General features: G+C 63.3%; 12 protein-coding genes and 1 riboswitch. Of the genes, 10 read left to right on the plus strand and 2 right to left on the minus strand.

All coding sequences use genetic code 11. The annotated features are described in order from the left end of the window. Nucleotides 1-254: 254 nt before the first annotated feature. From ACFOW6_RS09705 to ACFOW6_RS09715, 3 genes are all read left to right on the plus strand, one after another. Complete coding sequence (locus ACFOW6_RS09705; protein WP_382422162.1) at nt 255-1,586, plus strand: glycosyltransferase; 1,332 nt, start codon at nt 255-257, stop codon at nt 1,584-1,586. 501 nt (nt 1,587-2,087) lie between these two features. After that, a complete protein-coding gene (locus ACFOW6_RS09710) occupies nt 2,088-2,777 on the plus strand; it encodes a glycosyltransferase (RefSeq protein WP_382422163.1) in 690 nt (229 codons plus the stop codon). A 148-nt stretch (nt 2,778-2,925) separates the two neighbouring features. Next, complete coding sequence (locus tag ACFOW6_RS09715) at nt 2,926-3,768, plus strand: glycosyltransferase family 2 protein (RefSeq protein ID WP_382422164.1); 843 nt, start codon at nt 2,926-2,928, stop codon at nt 3,766-3,768. On the opposite strand, the gene ACFOW6_RS09720 is transcribed toward ACFOW6_RS09715, so the two are convergent. Then, nucleotides 3,712-4,374: a hypothetical protein gene (locus ACFOW6_RS09720; RefSeq protein ID WP_382422165.1), complete on the minus strand. Its 663-nt coding sequence runs from the start codon at nt 4,372-4,374 to the stop codon at nt 3,712-3,714. The two genes, ACFOW6_RS09715 and ACFOW6_RS09720, sit on opposite strands and share 57 nt — an antisense overlap. Before the next feature lie 1,157 nt (nt 4,375-5,531). Here ACFOW6_RS09720 and ACFOW6_RS09725 point away from each other — a divergent pair. The 5 genes from ACFOW6_RS09725 (at nt 5,532) to ACFOW6_RS09745 (ending at nt 13,288) form a co-directional block, all read left to right on the plus strand. Beyond that, nucleotides 5,532-6,761 carry a porin gene (locus tag ACFOW6_RS09725; RefSeq protein WP_382422166.1) on the plus strand — a complete coding sequence of 410 codons (1,230 nt, stop codon included), beginning with the start codon at nt 5,532-5,534 and terminating at the stop codon, nt 6,759-6,761. 339 nt (nt 6,762-7,100) lie between these two features. After that, complete coding sequence (locus ACFOW6_RS09730) at nt 7,101-8,393, plus strand: porin (protein ID WP_382422167.1); 1,293 nt, start codon at nt 7,101-7,103, stop codon at nt 8,391-8,393. A gap of 395 nt (nt 8,394-8,788) precedes the next feature. Next, nucleotides 8,789-10,045, plus strand: coding sequence for a porin (locus tag ACFOW6_RS09735; RefSeq protein ID WP_382422168.1), 1,257 nt, complete (start codon nt 8,789-8,791; stop codon nt 10,043-10,045). A gap of 377 nt (nt 10,046-10,422) precedes the next feature. Next, nucleotides 10,423-11,643 carry a porin gene (locus ACFOW6_RS09740; RefSeq protein ID WP_382422169.1) on the plus strand — a complete coding sequence of 407 codons (1,221 nt, stop codon included), beginning with the start codon at nt 10,423-10,425 and terminating at the stop codon, nt 11,641-11,643. A gap of 367 nt (nt 11,644-12,010) precedes the next feature. After that, the gene (locus ACFOW6_RS09745) at nt 12,011-13,288 is read left to right on the plus strand and encodes a porin (RefSeq protein ID WP_382422170.1); all 1,278 of its coding nucleotides are present in this window, start codon (nt 12,011-12,013) and stop codon (nt 13,286-13,288) included. Nucleotides 13,289-13,450: 162 nt separating this feature from the next. Here ACFOW6_RS09745 and ACFOW6_RS09750 read toward each other — a convergent pair whose 3' ends face one another. After that, nucleotides 13,451-14,671, minus strand: a complete 1,221-nt coding sequence (locus tag ACFOW6_RS09750) for an ATP-binding protein (RefSeq protein ID WP_382422171.1) — start codon at nt 14,669-14,671, stop codon at nt 13,451-13,453. Between the two features lie 357 nt (nt 14,672-15,028). Next, nucleotides 15,029-15,106, plus strand: a riboswitch (SAM riboswitch). Nucleotides 15,107-15,209: 103 nt separating this feature from the next. Between ACFOW6_RS09750 and metZ the strand changes: the two genes are divergently transcribed. Together metZ and ACFOW6_RS09760 are read left to right on the plus strand one after the other, a co-directional pair. Then, complete coding sequence (gene metZ / locus ACFOW6_RS09755; protein ID WP_382422356.1) at nt 15,210-16,433, plus strand: O-succinylhomoserine sulfhydrylase; 1,224 nt, start codon at nt 15,210-15,212, stop codon at nt 16,431-16,433. A 306-nt stretch (nt 16,434-16,739) separates the two neighbouring features. Further along, nucleotides 16,740-17,339: a DUF924 family protein gene (locus ACFOW6_RS09760; RefSeq protein ID WP_382422172.1), complete on the plus strand. Its 600-nt coding sequence runs from the start codon at nt 16,740-16,742 to the stop codon at nt 17,337-17,339. Nucleotides 17,340-17,391: the final 52 nt, after the last annotated feature.

Below are 17,391 nucleotides of genomic sequence, written 5' to 3' on the forward strand. Positions count from 1 at the left end.
GGCCACCTCACCATGACGCCAAGTGGGTGCTTGCGGCGGCTTTACGAAAATCGGCGCTTGCCATAAAGAAATGGCGTCATCCTGAGGCGCCCTGCCGGCAGGCAGGGCCTCGAAGGGCGGGCCACAAGGCCAGGCGGCGCCACGGGCAATTCACCCCGACCCGATTCGCCGGCTGCGCAACAACAGGCTTGAGCCGCGGGCAGTCGCGGCCTAGGCTCGCAGCGGTTTCGAGACTGGGGCGAGTTTCATTTTTCATGGGGACATCCCGCAAGACCGACGCGCCGCCGGGCAGTGCCTCCCGAAGCGCCATCGCGCTGTGCTGCGCCAACCTGAGGCCCGGCGGCGTGCAGCGCATGACGCTGTTGATCGCGGAGTGCCTGCTGCGGCGCGGCTGGCCCGTGGACCTGTTGCTGGCCGAGAACGAGGGGCAGCTGAGCCCGCCGCAGCATGACGGCCTGCGGATCGTACCCCTGGAGCAGAGCGCCACGCCGATCGGGCGCGCCGCGGTGGCGGCCGCCGATCCCGCCGGCCTGGCGGTCAACCTGCGCCCCCTGGTGCTGCCGGTGAACGGTTTTCCCACGCTGCGCATCCTGCCGGACCTGGCGCGCTACCTGCGCGCCGAGCGCCCGCGCGCCGTGTTCGCGCCCATGCCCGACTTCATCTTCTCGACCACGCTGGCAAAGCGCATGTCCCGGAGCGACACGCGCATCGTCGCCAGCTTCCGCTCGCACCTGACCGGTGGGCTGTCGGCCAAGAACAAGGCGCGCGGGCGCACCTTCCTGCCCGCCCTGCGGCGCGCCCTGGGCCAGGTGGCGGCCGTGCACGCCGTATCCCATGCCGTAGCCGACGACCTGGCGGAGACCTGCGACCTGGACCGCCAGGCCATAGAGGTCTTCCACAGCCCGACGCTGAGCGGCGACGTGGAGGCCCTGGCGGCCGCGCCAGTGGAGCACTCCTGGCTGGCCCCGGAGCGCGAGGTGCCGGTGGTCGTGGCCGTGGGCCGCATCTCGCCGCAGAAGGATTACGAAACACTGTTCCGCGCCCTGGCCCTGGCGCGGCGCGAACGGCCCCTGCGCTTGCTTGTCGTGGGCGACGACAGCCCGCTGGCCAACGCCGACGGCCGCAGCAAGAAGATCACCCGCGCGGTCAACCTGCTGAAGGAGCTGGAGCTGGAGGATGCCATCGATTTCGTCGGCTATCAGGAGAACCCGCTGGCCTGGATCGCGCGCGCCGATGTCTTCGCCCTGTCGTCGCGCTTCGAGGGCCTGCCCAACGTGGTGATCGAGGCGCTGGCCTGCGGCCGCAGCGTGGTGGCTACCGATGCGCCGGGCGGCACGGCGGAGATCCTGGAGGGCGGGCGCTATGGCCACCTGGCGCCGGTGGGCGACGCCGAGGCGATGGGTCGCGCCCTGCTGGAGGCCGTGGCGGCGCCGGCTGACCCGCAGGCGCAGAAGGCGCGGGCGGCCGATTTCGGCTGGGAGGCGTCGCTGGCGGCCTATGAGCAGCTGTTGACGGGGCAGGCCGAGGATGCGGATCGTGCCGTCGCAAGCGAAGATGTCAGCCACAAGGTAACGGCATCATCCTGAGGACCCGCCGCTAGGCAGGGCCTCGAAGGGCGGGCCACAGGACCAGGCGGCGCTGTTCGCATTTTCCCCGGCCCCACCGCCGGTGCCGGCATGGTTCGAGGGCGCACCGCGTGCGCCACCTCACCATGACGGTAGTTAGTGAACTGAAACTAAAAAAGACGTCATCCTGAGGTGCGGAGCGCGTGAGCGCGGAGCCTCGAAGGGTGGGCCACACGGCCAGGCGGCGCCGCTGGCATTGACCGTCGGTGCCAGCCTGGTTCGAGGCTCCCTGCTGGCGCATCTCACCATGATGCCAAAGGGGGGCTTGCCGCGACGCTGAGAATGCCGTCGGTCGACAACGCTATCGGCGTCACCCTTGCCTGACAGTCGTCATTTCGTAAGCATGATGGCAGCATACTACGCTGACGTTCCAGTTCACCTTTGGTTCAAGTTGCCTCATCGATGCACCCTGCGATCCCGAAAAAGCTCTCCCATGTCTGGGTTGGTCCATTGCCGGCCCCCATGGAATGGATGCAGACTTGGCCGGAGAAGCATCCGGACTGGGCGTACAGGCTCTATGGCAACAATGACCTGAAGCGCATGGACTTCCGCACCCGCGCCCAGATCGACGAGTATCTGAGACGCGGACAATACCATGGCGTTGCGGACCTTATGCGCTATGAGATCCTCTATCGCGAAGGTGGCTATATGGCCGGGGCCGATTCCATCTGCCTGCACAACATCGAGGAGCTTCTGACCCGGCCCTGTGCGCATACCGTCTACGAGAACGAGCTCGTCAGGGGCGAACTGGTCGCGCCTGTCGTGGCCTGCCCACCCGGTGATCCCTTTGTCGGGCAGCTGGTCGAGCAGCTGGCCCGCACGGATCCCAGGCACCTGCACGATCCCTGGCATTCCACCGGCAATCTGTTCGTCTCGCGCATGATCTGGGAATGGCGGCCGGACATCGTCATCTGGCCCTCCTATCGCCTGATCCCGGTCCACTACACCGGCGTCAGCTACGAGGGCGATGGCAAGGTGTATGCCAACCAGCTCTTCGGCGCCACGCGCAGGAGCTATGGACGCTACAGGGCCCGCCACCTGCTGGACCGCTGGCTGTACAAGCGGACCCGCGCGCGCCAGGAACGCTACCGCAGGAAGGCGATGCGGGCGCTCAAGCGTTCGCCGGCCGGGCCGAGCGTTGGTTGGGGCTGACATCTCTCGATGGTCCAGGACCCTGCCCGCCGGGCTTGTGCCTGAATGAACCTTGTTCGCGATTCCTCTCCCCGCTATCTTGGAAACACAACGATAAGAACAGGAAACCGGGGCCAGGGTTGGAAAACACAAACAAGATAAGTGCTGTATGGTAGCTGTCTCGGTTGTCATTCCAACCTGTGACCGGCCGGATCTCCTGGAACGTGCGCTTGCCTCCGTGATGGGGCAGAGCCGTGCGGCCGACGAGGTCATCGTCGTCGACAACGGCCGGCATCCCGTGAGGCCGGAGCGCCTGCCGGCCTCGGTCATCCTTCTGTCGCTGCCGCCAAGAGTGGGCGCAAGCCGCGCACGCAACGCCGGCGCCGCGCAGGCCGGGGGCGACTATGTCGCCTTTCTTGACGACGATGATGCGTGGATGCCGGACTATCTGGAAAGGATCGTTGACGCGATGGAGGGCGCTTCCCGAGCGCCGGACATGCTGATCGCACGAATGGACGAGGTCGTTGGCGGCGCGCGTTACGTCAAGCATTCCCTCGACTGTCTGGACCGGGCCGTATCGGAGATATTGACGGACAATCTGGGGTTTTCAGGGCAGAACACCGTGGTACGCAAGGCCGCCTTTGACGAAGTCGGCGGCTATGACCCGGACCTGGTTACGGCCGAGGACCGTGCGCTTGCCGTGGACTTCCTGTTGCATGGCAAGCACCTGGTGGCCGTGCCCCAGGCCGTGGTCCTGCGTTATGCCGGACGGGAGGATCATCTGGATTGTCCCGAGAACCGAATCCTGACTCATCGCACCTTCTACAGGAAATACCGCTCCGTGATGGGACCGCGTGCGCGGTTGACATACCATGCCCGAAGGTTCCGACGGCTGGCGCGCAGCAACAAGGCAAGACGCCGGTGGTTGGCCAAGGCGCAGAGACGACTCGGCTGGCTACTCATGCGCCTGGCGGCATGCTTTCCGCATTCCTTCCCGGGACAGGCGCGTTGACTGCAGGTTTCGATAGTGCCTCAGCCAGGCGCGATAATCGCGCCGACTGTCGAAATCGTCGGTGATGTCGTTGATCTCGACGAAATTCCCGTCCACCAGGCCCGGTTTCGCGTCCAGCCCCTGCATCTGTGCGTAGACGTCCCAGCCGATGCAGCGTCGGATTTCCCCGGCGATGTATCTCTGCCGCACCGTTCGCAGCGCTGTCTCGATCCGGTCTGCGCACTGCGCAGCAAAGCTGAACGCGAAGAGTTCCGGGTGCCTCTGGCCGGGGAAGGGGCCGGGACACGAGCGGCCGAACCACAGGTATCCCTCCGCAAGCGGGGCACAGACGGACTGCATGGCCGCCTCGCTGTAGAAGACATCGCCATAGATGAAGATGATCTGTCCACGATCGTTCCAGACGGGACGCGTCGACAGAAAGCGATCCACCTCGTAGACATTGTCGATCGGAGCGAATCGGGTGGCGCCGGGTACCTCGTAGGCGCTGTTGCGGGAGGAGATGTGAATATCGCTCACCCCGTTCGCCCGCAACAGCCTGACCTGTCGCTGAAGCAGCGTTTCGCCATCGATGGAAATCAGGTGCTTGTCGTTTGGTAGGCGATCCATTCGCGATCTCATGCGCCTGTACAGTTGGCGCATGTTCTTTGCCTGCTTGCGCAGCGACAACTTTGCGAACTTCCGGAACGGAGGAAGACTCTCCCTCCACCGCTTGCCCTGGCCGTCTGCCATGATGATGGCCTGCCTGTGCATTCCCCCTACCTCGCCGCCTGGTATCTGCCCGCCTGTTTCGGCAACGCTGCGAGGCGACCCCTGCCCCACTGTGCCCGCGAAAGCGGCCAATCAAAGAGGCCCCTGCCTCAAATGGCAAGGCGGTTTTGAGCCAGGTGGGGGATCAGGGGGCCTGGAGAAACGCGACCTTCGGACGGTACCGACGACTCCAGAACGGCGAAGCTGAATTGGCTCCGTGAATGAACAGCCAATTCTTCACGAGAACCCTTTTTTCGCTATCCTCTCTACCAGTTGCTTCCCCCTTCCCTTTGTGACGGTCCCTGATCGATCACGCATCAAGCGAACGGGCGAGGCAGCCGCCTCTTTCGGCCGGGGTGGGCCAATAACCCCTCCCCTTCATCCAGAGGTGTGAACGCAGTGAGTCTCGAAGCCACAGGGTGCAGCGGTGCCGTTGGCATTTTCCCAGGCCCAACCGCCCGTGCCAGGCCGCTTCGAGGGGCCGCTGGCGGGCCCACCTCAGCGTGAGGGAGGGGGGAGGAGAGGAGGCAGCAGGGCGCTGACGGACCACACAAAGAAAGCGGTCATCCTGAAGCTGCGCGAAGTGCTTGCAGAGAACCTGTGCTGAGCTTGCCGAAGGGATCGGCCCCAAAGCCAACTGGCGCCGTGAGCAATCCTCTTTAGGGCCTCGAATTGTACCTCCAGCCGGATCAGGGTGCCGGTGCGGCGAGGACGTGTTGTGTAACCACACCCCATGTGGGTCATGGACAACAAAGCCCCAAAATCCATATTTCGATTAAAATCAATGTAATACAGGAAATCTCTGATCTCTCATCTGTGCTCTTTTCGCAACAGCTGTGCAAATCCGTCACGCCCAGAGGCCAACGGAATTGACCCTTACAGCGCGTTAATGTTTTATCACCTTGGAAACAGGGACCCCGGTTTCAGTTTCTTTGTTCAAACATTCGATCCGCCGAACGGTTTTGGCTTCAGGGCTGTGAAAGCGGGTCTCCCTAGCAGATGAGGGGGATAACACCATGAAAAAGTTTTTGATGGCAGCGACAGCTCTCGCCGTCTCCGGTGGCGCCTTCGCCGCCGCACCGGCCGCCGCTGACGACCATGCCGCCGAGGGCTTCCAGCTCAAGATCGGCGGTTTCTACAATGCGCTGGTCATCGTCCGTGACCAGGACAATCCGGTGAGCGACGTTTCGATTGATGCCGCCACTGGCGATATCACTGGAACCAAAGCCAATATCCAGAACTTCGACTTCAACCAGCGCGGCCGCTACATCATCGAGGGCTCGCAGACGCTGGACAACGGACTGACGCTCGGCTTCCAGACGCAGCATGAGATCCAGTCCAGCATGGACACGGATAGCGCCTACGTCTATGCCTCCGGCGGCTTCGGCCGGATTCACTTCGGCACCGACCGCTCGGCCATGTACAAGCTGTACGAGTGGTCGCCGACGGCCGGCTGGGGCATCGACTACACCGGTCACAGCCAGGGCTTTGCCAGCCTGAACGGCATGGGCTTCCCGACGGCGGCGCCCTTCATCGCCAACCAGGAGATGATGCTGACCTACCTGACGCCGCGCTTCTCGGGCTTCCAGGCCGGCATCACCTTCGCGCCGGCGGCCGATGGCCTGGGCGGAAACGCGGATCCCTGGGATGCCGGGTCCAACAACCGCTTCGTTACCGACACCTCGTCCCTGAATGCCATGGAGTACCGCAAGGTCATCGAGGCCGGCGTCAACTACAGCCAGTCCTTCGACGGCTTTGACCTGGGCTGGTCCGGTGGCTTCGGCACCGGCCGACTGGCAGCCGAGTCCAACATCGACGACCGGCGTCGTTATCTCTATTCCACCGGCTTGAACGTCGGCTTCGGCGGCTTCGACATCGGCGCCACCTACAAGTTCGACACCCACGGCAGCCCGAACAGCATCCCTGGCTTCAGCCAGGCGAATCTGAACACCTTTGGTGGAGAATCAGGCTTCATTGTCGGCAAGCGGAACCAGCACGACGTGAATGGTGGCATCACCTACACGACCGGGCCCTGGACCGTGGGGCCGAGCGTTGGCTGGTCCAAGGAGACGGCCGGTGCCGAGCGTGAGATGTGGCTCTTCGACTTCGGTGCTCGTTATGCCCTGGCACCGGGTGCCGACCTGGTCGGCTCCATCCAGTACGCCGACTACGACGAAGGCGATCTGCCGGACGAGTACGGCGGGGATGGTGTTGCCGGCCTGTTCGGTATCCAGCTGAACTTCTAAGGCCTCGGCCTTACAGATCCTCAACGGGGACTTTCCCGGCGGGATCTACCGGAAATCAAGGGAAGGGCGGCCCGTTCGGGCCGCCCTTTCTCTTTTGGGGCTGAGAGGTTCCTGTCCAGTGGCGCCCCGGGTCTGTGGCATTCAGACAATACTCACCGGAAAATTCCAGCACTGTATTGTGGCAGATTTGACACCCCAAATTCGCGGATGTTCTGGTTCGCGCGGATCGGGCAAGACCCCAATTGCCCTTTCCGAAGACAACGCTTTACCCGACAACTTCTGAAGGCGGAAGGGTAAGGCGGTGTCCTGAGAGCCAACCTTTAACGGGGGAGTACAAACATGAAAAAAGTATTGATGGCAGCGACAGCTCTCGCCGTCTCCGGTGGCGCCTTCGCCGCCGCACCGGCCGCCGCTGACGACCATGCCGGTGAGGGCTTCCAGCTCAAGATCGGCGGTTTCTACAACGCGCTTGCGATCGTCCGGGACCAGGACGATCCGGTGTCTCCGAGCGGGGGAAGCGGAACAGGAACTGATCCTTATACCTTTAGCGGTAACGGCAAGGGCAACATCCAGAACTTCGACTTCAACCAGCGCGGCCGTTACATCATCGAGGGCTCGCAGACGCTGGACAACGGGCTGACGCTCGGCTTCCAGACGCAGCACGAGATCCAGTCCAGCATGGACACGGACAGCGCCTACGTCTATGCCTCTGGCGGCTTCGGCCGGATTCACTTCGGCACCGACCGCTCGGCCATGTACAAGATGTACGAGTGGTCGCCGACGGCCGGCTGGGGCATCGACTACACCGGCCATGACGACAGCTTCGCCCACCTGAACGGCATGGGGCATCCGACAGCGGCGCCCTTCATCGCCAACCAGGAGATGATGCTGACCTACCTGACGCCGCGCTTCTCGGGGCTGCAGGCCGGTCTGTCCTTCGCGCCGGCGGCCGATGGTCTGGGCGGTAAGGCGGATCCCTGGGATGCCGGGTCCAACAATCGCTTTGTCACGGATACCTCTTCCCTGGACAACAGCGAGTACCGCAAGGTCATCGAGGCCGGCCTGAACTACAGCCAGTCCTTCGATGGTTTCGACATCGGCTGGTCCGGTGGCTTCGGTACGGGTCGTCTGGCCGGTGAGGTGAGCTCGACCGAGGATCGTCGCCGCTATCTCTACTCCACCGGCCTGAACGTCGGCTTCGGCGGCTTCGACATCGGTGCCACCTACAAGTTCGATACCCACGGCAGCACCAACAGCCTGACCGGCAATTTCACGGGCAGCACGATCGGTGGTGGTGATACCCTCACCGTGAACGGGAGCACCTTCACCCTCCCGAACTTCGGCATGAAGAACCAGCACTTCGTCAATGCCGGCATCACCTACACGACCGGCCCCTGGACCGTCGGTCCGAGCTTCGGCTGGGAGAAGGAGACGGCCGGGCTCGAGCGCGAGACCATGCTGTTCGACTTCGGGGCCCGCTATGCGCTGGCGCCGGGGGCGGACCTGGTCGGCTCCATCCAGTACGTCGACTATGACGAAGGCAATCTGGATGACTACGTCGGCAACGATACCGCCGAGGACTTCGGCGGCGACGGTGTCGCCGGCCTGTTCGGTATCCAGCTGAACTTCTGAGGCGTCGGCCCGAAAACGATCCGCGCGGGGACCATCCGGGCGGATCGACCGGAAATCAGGGTAAGGGCGGTCCGTTCGGGCCGCCCTTTCTCGTCTGAAGCGCGAAAGCAGTAGGCGCCTCTCGGGGAACAGCATTTCCTGGGTCAGCCTTCCGGCGGAATAAAGCTGATCGGGAAAGTCGTTCTCGGCTGTGACCTGTGGCATTTTGGCAATGCCTGCCTTGAATCTTGCCGTGCGGACTTCAGGTGAAATTGACGGCGGAAAACTGTTGATGTTCTGATTTTATTTGACAGGTGCTGGTATACGGCCCTGTCACGAAAGAATTCTCATTCTAGGCACCCTTCTGGATACAGGCAGGGGTTTCTCAGGCAACCGAACGGACGAAGGGGGAGACCATGAAAAAGATACTGATGGCAGCGTCGGCGCTCGCGGTTTCCGGTGGCACCTTTGCCGCCGCGCCGGCCGCCGCTGACGATCATGCCGGTGAGGGCTTCCAGCTCAAGATCGGCGGTTTCTACAACGCCCTGGCCATCGTGCGCGACCAGGACGATCCGGTCACGGGCTTCGAGCGTGTTGAGCCCGACCAAGCGTCCCCTATCACGGGGACCACCAAGGGCAACATCCAGAGTTTCGACTTCAACCAGCGCGGCCGCTACATTATCGAGGGCTCGCAGACGCTGGACAACGGGCTGACGCTCGGGTTCCAGACGCAGCATGAGATCCAGTCCAGCATGGACACGGACAGCGCCTACGTCTATGCCTCCGGCGGCTTCGGCCGGATTCACTTCGGCACCGACCGCTCGGCCATGTACAAGATGTACGAATGGTCGCCGACGGCCGGCTGGGGCATCGACTACACCGGCCATGACGACAGCTTCGCCCACCTGAACGGCATGGGGCACCCGACGGCGGCGCCCTTCATCGCCAACCAGGAGATGATGCTGACCTACCTGACGCCGCGCTTCTCGGGGCTGCAGGCCGGCATCTCCTTCGCGCCGGCGGCTGATGGTCTGGGCGGAAAAGGCGACCCCTGGGATGCAGGCCGCAACAATCGCTTTGTCACGGATACATCCTCTCTGGATGACAACGAGTATCGCAAGGTCGTCGAGATGGGTCTGAACTACAGCCAGTCCTTCGACGGCTTCGATATCGGCTGGTCCGGTGGCTTCGGCACGGGACGTACGGCTGGCGAGACCAGCTCGGATGACCGCCGCCGCTATCTCTATTCCACCGGTCTGAACGTCGGCTTCGGCGGCTTCGACATCGGTGCCACCTACAAGTTCGACACCCACGGCAGCACGACGGCGCTGACGGCCAATCACACGGGGAACCTGCTCAGTGTTTCCGATGTGGGTGCCACTGGCATGAAGAACCAGCATTTCGTCAATGCCGGCATCACCTACACGACCGGCCCCTGGACCATCGGTCCGAGCTTCGGCTGGGAGAAGGAGACGGCCGGGCTCGAGCGCGAGACCATGCTGTTCGACTTCGGGGCCCGCTATGCCCTCGCGCCGGGGGCCGACCTGGTCGGCTCCATCCAGTACGTCGACTATGACGAAGGCGACCTGGATGACTACATCCCAAGCAATGCCGCAGACGACTTCGGCGGCGACGGCGTCGCCGGCCTGTTCGGTATCCAGCTGAACTTCTGAGGCGTCGGCCCGAAACGATCCGCGCGGGGACCATCCGGGCGGATCGACCGGAAATCAGAGGAAGGGCGGTCCGTTCGGGCCGCCCTTCTTGCTTTTCTGAAGACAGGGAAATATCAGGAGCGCAAAACGCCTGCGGACAAACGATGGGATCGCAGATATCCACGGCTCGAATTATTTAAGCATTAAGTAATAATAGTTCAGATTTTTTCTAAAGACTTTCCGAAAATTGACTTATACAGATCGTAGATGTTCTTTTGTGAAACATCCTGGTGATCGAGACAGATCGATCAACCGAGTTCGGCCTGTCTCGTTGGGAAACAGCAGGCTTGGAAGGCAAGCCTGCCAAGTTCTGAGCGCAGACAAGAGGGGGGCTTGGCATGAGAAACAGTCTGATATCCATGACGGCACTTGCCGTTTCCGGCAGCGTCTTTGCCGGCGCACCAGCCGCCGCTCAGGAGGCTGAGGGCTTCCAGCTCAAGATCGGCGGTTTCTATAATGCGCTCGCAATCGTTCGCGACACGGACAACCCTATTGATCCTACGTCTTCCATCACGGGAGGATCGCCGAAGGGCAACATCCAGAACTATGACTTCAACCAGCGCGGCCGCTACCGGATCGTCGGCTCGCAGACGCTGGACAACGGCCTGGAGCTGGGCTTCCACACCCAGTACGAGATGCAGGCCTCCATGGCCAACGAGCGTGCCTACGTTTATGCCTCTGGCGGCTTCGGCCGGGTGCACTTCGGGACCGATCGTTCGGCCATGTACCGCCTCTACGAATGGACGCCGACAGCCGGCTGGGGCATCGACTTCACCGGTCACGATGAAGGCTTTCCCAGCCTGAACGGCATGGGATTCCCGACAGCTGCCCCCTTCATTGCCAACCAGGAGATGATGCTGACCTATATCACGCCGCGCTTATCCGGCCTCCAGGCCGGCGTCTCCTTCGCGCCGACGGCTGACGGCTCGTCCAGCGGTGAGCCTTGGGATTCGGGCAGCAACAACCGTTTCGTTACCGATACGTCGGATCTCTTCTTGGATTATCGCAAGGTGGTTGAGTTGGGCCTGAACTACAGCCAGTCGTTCAACGGCTTCGATGTCGGCTGGTCCGGCGGTTTTGGGACAGGACGTCTGGCGGGCGATGTGCCTGGCATCAATGATCGTCGCCGCTATGTCTACTCCACGGCGCTGAACGTCGGTGTCGGCGGCTTCGACATCGGCGCCAGCTACAAGTTCGATACCCATGGCAGCACCGACAGGCTGGTTGGCAATACCACCGGAGCCTCGCTCTTTGGTTTGAATGCGGGCCTGAAGAACGAGCACAATATCAATGCCGGCATCACCTACACGACCGGCCCCTGGACCGTGGGGCCGAGCTTTGGCTGGAGAAAGGAACGGGCCGGGTTCGAGCGCGAAGTCATGGTTTTCGATTTCGGCGCCCGCTATGCCCTCGCGCCGGGAGCCGACCTGGTCGGCTCCATTCAGTATGCCGACTATGACGGCGGTAAAACCGGCGATTTTGTGGGGTTTGGACGTGACAATGATGACTTCGGCGGTGATGGCGTCGCCGGCCTGTTCGGCATCCAGCTGAACTTCTGAGGCTTCGCCCTGAAACGATCCGCGCGGCGCATCCGGGCGGATCGACCGGACATCAGGGGAAGGGCGGTCCATTCGGGCCGCCCTTTCTCGTCTGCTGTGCTAGTGTCGAAGACCCCAGGGTATGGATTGGCTGTATCCAGGTGGAGCACGAACGCGTGGTTCGGACTGTGGCGCACAAGCCATAATTGCTCGCTGAGTCCAGATAAAAGAGTTTGGCGAGTTTGACGTTTCCGCTCGCGAATGCATGTTCATTTTCAGGCAGGCAAGCGCGTGCCCGGTTACCCGAAGCAATGTCCCTGGTTTGGACGAGGTCCTTGTCATGACGGATGGCGAGGCGAGGGGCGAACGACGCATTGAGGAGACAGAGATGAAACGAGCCTTGATGGCAGCAACCGTAGTGGCGTCCTGCGGAGGCACCTTTATGGCCGGGCCGGCCGATGCCCAGGAGGCGGAGGGCTTCCAGCTAAAGGTCGGCGGCTACTACAATGCGTTGGCGATCGTGCGCGATCAGGATGACCCGGTCACCGGGTACACGACCTCCGACCCGATTGAAGGCTCGTCCGTCGTCACGGGCCTGGACACCGGCAACATCCAGAACTACGACCTGAACCAGTACGGCATCTACACCATCACGGGCTCGCAGACCCTGGACAGCGGCCTGGAACTCGGGTTCGTGTCGGATCACGAGATCCAGCCGAACCTCAATACCGATCGCGCCTATGTCTATGCCTCCGGCGGCTTCGGCCGGGTGCACTTCGGCACCGACCGCTCGGCCATGTACCGGCTGTATGAATGGTCGCCGACGGCCGGCTGGGGCATCGACTTCGCCGATCACCAGGAGGGCTTTGCCAGCCTGAACGGCATGGCCTTTCCGACGGCGGCGCCCTACATCGCCAACAACGAGATGATGCTGACCTACATGACCCCGCGCGCCTCGGGCCTGCAGGCCGGCGTGTCCTTCGCCCCGAGCGCGGATGGCGAGAACGCCGGCGACGAGCCCTGGGACGGGTCCAGCAACAACCGCTTCGTCACCGACAGCTCCGCCCTGGACGACGCGACCTACCGCAAGGTGGTCGAGCTCGGCCTCAACTACAGCCAGTCCTTCGACGGCGTCGACCTGGGCTGGTCCGGCGGCTTCGGCACCGGCCGCCTGGCGGGGGACGTGGACACCACCGAGGAGCGACGGCGCTATGTCTATTCCACCGGGCTGAACGTCGGCTTCGGCAGCTTCGATCTTGGCGCCACCTACAAGTTCGACACCCACGGCAGTTCGACCAGCCTGGCCGGCGGTGTGGAGAGCGGCGACACCATTTTCGTCAATGGCCTGCTCAATCCCCCCGTAACGGTTCCGAACTTCGGCCGGAAGAACCAGCACAATGTGAATGCCGGCATGACCTACACCACCGGCCCCTGGACGCTGGGGCCCAGCTTCGGCTGGACCAAGGATACGGCCGGGCTGGAGCGCGAGATGATGCTCTTCGACTTCGGTGCGCGCTATTCCCTGGCGCCGGGGGCGGATCTGGTCGGATCTCTCCAGTATTCGGATTACGATGAAGGCAAGCTGGACGAATCCCTCGGCGACGAGGCCGACAAGTTCGGCGGCGACGGCGCGGCCGGCCTGCTGGGCATCCAGCTGAATTTCTGAGGCTTTGGCTGAAGTGTCTCAACGGGGATGGTCTCGGCGGGAATGCACGATCACCAAGCCTCTCGAGGCATTGCTTCCCGGCAAGACGCTTCAAGATGAGGTGGCCTTGCTTTATTGCCCGTCAAAGCTCGTCAGGACACCCGCTCGCATCGGCGATCCCGTCTATTCCCACAGGCAGGAAAGCGGCACGGCGGCCAGGCGATCGCCAAAGGACACCACCGTATCTCCATCGTAAAGCACGGCGCCGAAGGTGAAGGCCTCGCCTGTCAACTCCGACAACTGCCGCAATCCGGCAAAGTCAGCGGGCGTGACGGTGGCGCTGGCCTTGACTTCAAGGCCGGTAATCCGCCCGTCACCTCGTTCCAACACCAAATCCACTTCGTGACCGACGTGATCCCGGAAGTGATGGAGTTCGAAAACCTCCTCGGCCCAGGTTGCCAGCTTGGTGATCTCGGCAAAGACAAAGCTTTCCAGCAGGGGGCCGAGCAGGTTTCTCTCCCGGCGCAGGCGCTCCAGGGTCAAGCCGCACAGCATGCCCAGCAGGCCGGAATCCATGACATGCAGCTTGGGGGTCTTGATCACGCGTTTCAGGCGGTTGCGATACCAGGGCGCCTGGGTCGATACCAGAAACAGCTGCTCCAGAAGTCCCAGATAGCGTTGGGCTGTCTTGTAGTTGATTCCGATGCTGTTACCCAGTTGTGAAAAATTGACCAGTTGGGCGGATTGTCGCGCCAGAACCCGGACAAATCGGGGCAATTCCGTCAGCTTCTCGATTTCGGCGATATCCCTGAGGTCCCGGTTCAGAACTGAATTCAGATAAGCGCGCATCCAATCCTGGCGTCGACGCTCGCTGCTGCGCTGCAGGGCTTCTGCAAAGCTGCCGGCCAGGACAAGTCGTATCAGGTCATCGCCAAGAACCCGGGTGTCGGGAGCTGAAAAGCGCCCCTCATAGAGGGCAGTCAGGAAGGACCCTTGCTGTCCGTGGAGTTCCGCCTGTGCCAGGGGAAGAAGACGCAGAGTCTCCATGCGCCCGGCAAGGCTATCGGCAACACGAGGCAGAGTCAGGATGTTTGCCGATCCGGTCAGAAGAAAGCGGCCGGGTCGGTAATCCTCATCGATCGACTTCTTGATGGCCAGCAGGACTTCCGGCACGCGCTGAACCTCGTCAATGACCACGTGATCCAGTCCGCGCACGAACCCCACTGGATCGTCGCGTGCGGCCGCAAGCGCCGTCTGGTCATCCAGTGTCACATAGCTCCTGGTCCTGTCTTCCAGTGAACGCACCAGTGTGGTCTTGCCAGCCCGGCGTGGACCTTCAACCAACACCACAGGCGTATCGGACAGGGCTGTGCGTAGCCGGCTTTTCAAGAAGCGTTCGTACATGGCGGGCTCTACCAAGTTGTATCAGGAGGTTGTGTCTGGTTGCGCGGCATCTGATGATCAGGATCTTGGTGTCTGACAATTAGGAATGGTCTGCATGATGATTAGTATTATAAGCGATGATGATCAGGAATCATATTCTTTGTTGCAGACTTTCCGACGAAAGAGGTTCGCTTGGCAGCTGTACCGCAGGACATTCCGACAAGCGCAGCACGGGTGCTTGGAGGCATCCTGCGGTGCCGTTTGCCCATGCCACGACCCAACAGCCTGCGCCCCTGGGCTTCAAGAGCCGTCACGGCGGCGGCGCAAACCGGCACCGTTCTCCCCGCCACCTTGACAGGACCCGGGCGGGGGTCTAGCACTATGGCTCGTGGCGATTTGTTGACCGGATTGCGGCCACGTTAAACACACAGCTAAAGGGGTCGGCGCACCTGCACATCGAGGAGGGCCGTTTCCCTTGTCAGAAACGGTCTTTTTTCATGCCCGCCGGCACGGGTTCCGGCGGGGAGGACTCCACGAGATTGCCTGGGAGCACGCGCCGATGACCGACCAGCCCACACACGACACACCTGCCTGTACCGCCTCCGCGGAAATCCCGGAGTGGAGCGAGGCCACGCAGCTGGTCCAGGGCGGCGTGCAGCGCAGCGGCTTCGACGAGACCTGCGAGGCGCTCTACATGACCTCGGGCTATGTCTACAACAGCGCCGAGGAGGCCGAGGCCGCCTTCCAGACCGACGGGCTGCGCTTCGTCTATTCGCGCTTTCGCAATCCCACGGTGGAGATGTTCGAGACGCGGCTGTGCCAGCTGGAAGGCGCCGAGGCCTGCCGCGCCACGGCCAGCGGCATGGCGGCGGTCTGGGCGGCGCTGATCGCGCAGCTGCAGGCCGGCGACCGCGTGGTGGCCTCGCGCGCGCTGTTCGGGTCGTGCACCGTGATCCTGAACCAGCTGCTGCCGCGCTTCGGCATCGAGACCGTCTTCGTCGACGGCGCCGACCTGGAGCAGTGGGCGACGGCGCTGGCGCAGCCGACCAAGGCGGTCTTCCTGGAAACGCCGTCCAACCCCGGCCTGGAGCTGGTGGATCTGGCCGCCGTTTCGGAGCTGGCGCACAAGGCCGGCGCCTGCGTGGTGGTGGACAACGTCTTCGCCTCGCCGCTCTTGCAAAAGCCATTGGAGCTGGGCGCCGACGTGGTGGTCTATTCCGCCACCAAGCACATCGACGGCCAGGGCCGCTGCCTGGGCGGCGCCGTGCTGGGCAGCCAGCAGTTCGTCACCGACCACCTGACCCAGATCCTGCGCCACACCGGCCCGGCGCTCAGCCCCTTCAACGCCTGGCTGCTGCTCAAGGGGCTGGAGACCCTGCCGCTGCGCATCGAGCGCCAGAGCGCCAGTGCGGCGCGCATCGCCGACTTCCTGGCCGCCGAGCACGGCGTCTCGCAGACGCGCTATCCCTTCCGCGCCGATCACCCGCAAGAAGCACTGGCGCGCAAGCAGATGCGCTCGGGCGGCAGCATGGTGACCCTGGAGGTCGAGGGCGGCAAGGACCGTGCCTTCCGCTTCCTGAACGCCCTCAAGCTGATCCGCATCTCCAACAACCTGGGCGACTCCAAGAGCCTGGCCACCCACCCGTCGACCACGACGCACCAGCGCCTGACGCCCGAGGAACAGCTGGCCCAGGGCATCACCCCGGGCCTGGTGCGCCTGTCCGTCGGCCTGGAGGACCCGGCCGACCTGGAAGCCGACCTGAAGCAGGCGCTGGCGGCGTAGGCGGGCAGCGTCCAAGGCCGGTGCCAGGATGCTTCGAGGCGCACCCCTGCGGGATGCGCGCCTCAGCAGCATGAGACGGGTTTTGGTTAAAGTAACCCGTTGAAATAAAAAACAAAACCCTCCTCATCCAGAGGCGCGGAGCGCGTGAGCGCGGAGCCTCGAAGGATGCCGGCACAGGCCTTGCCGCCTGCCGCACCCCGCTTTGGAATCTCAAAGTTTCCAGCCTGTCACAATGCCGACTGGAAACCCCCGGCATTTTGCGGCATCGTGGACATCCGATCGGGAGCCTGGCCTGCGGAGGAATGCATGACGCCGTCCGATAAACAGCGCGAGACCATTTCAGGGGCCTCGGCAAGCACCGGCAGCGAAGGGATCCGGACGGTCCTGGAGTTCTGGTTCGCGCCCGAAAGCCGGCCCTACTGGTTCGAGAGGTCGGAGGGCTTCGATGCCGCCGTGGCGGAGGTGCTGGAGCCGCTGCATCGCCTGGCGGTGGCGGACGCTCTGGAGTCCTGGCGCGATTCGCCGAAGGGGGCGCTGGCCCTGGTGCTGCTGCTCGACCAGGTTCCGCGCAACATCTATCGGGGCCAGGTGCTGGCCTTTGCCTTCGATGCCCGGGCGCGGGCCGTGGCGGACGGCGCCCTGGCGGCGGGCTTCGACCGGCAGCTGGAGCCGGCCGAGCGCCTCTTCCTCTACCTGCCCTTCGAGCACAGCGAGGACCTGGAGGACCAGGAGCGCGCGCTGGAGCTGATCGCCACGCTGGGGGACGAGGGCTGGACCTGGTACGCTCGCCGGCACCGCGACATCATCGCCCGCTTCGGCCGCTTCCCCCACCGCAACGCCACCCTGGGCCGCGAGACCACCCAGGCCGAGGCGCAGTTCCTGCAGGAGCCCGATTCGGCGTTCTGAAGACCCGGGGGCCGGTGCCGGGATGTTTCGAGGCTTTGCCTTCGGCAAAGCA

Source organism: Fodinicurvata halophila (assembly GCF_042651425.1).
GTDB classification, from domain to species: Bacteria; Pseudomonadota; Alphaproteobacteria; order Kiloniellales; family DSM-21159; genus Fodinicurvata; species Fodinicurvata halophila.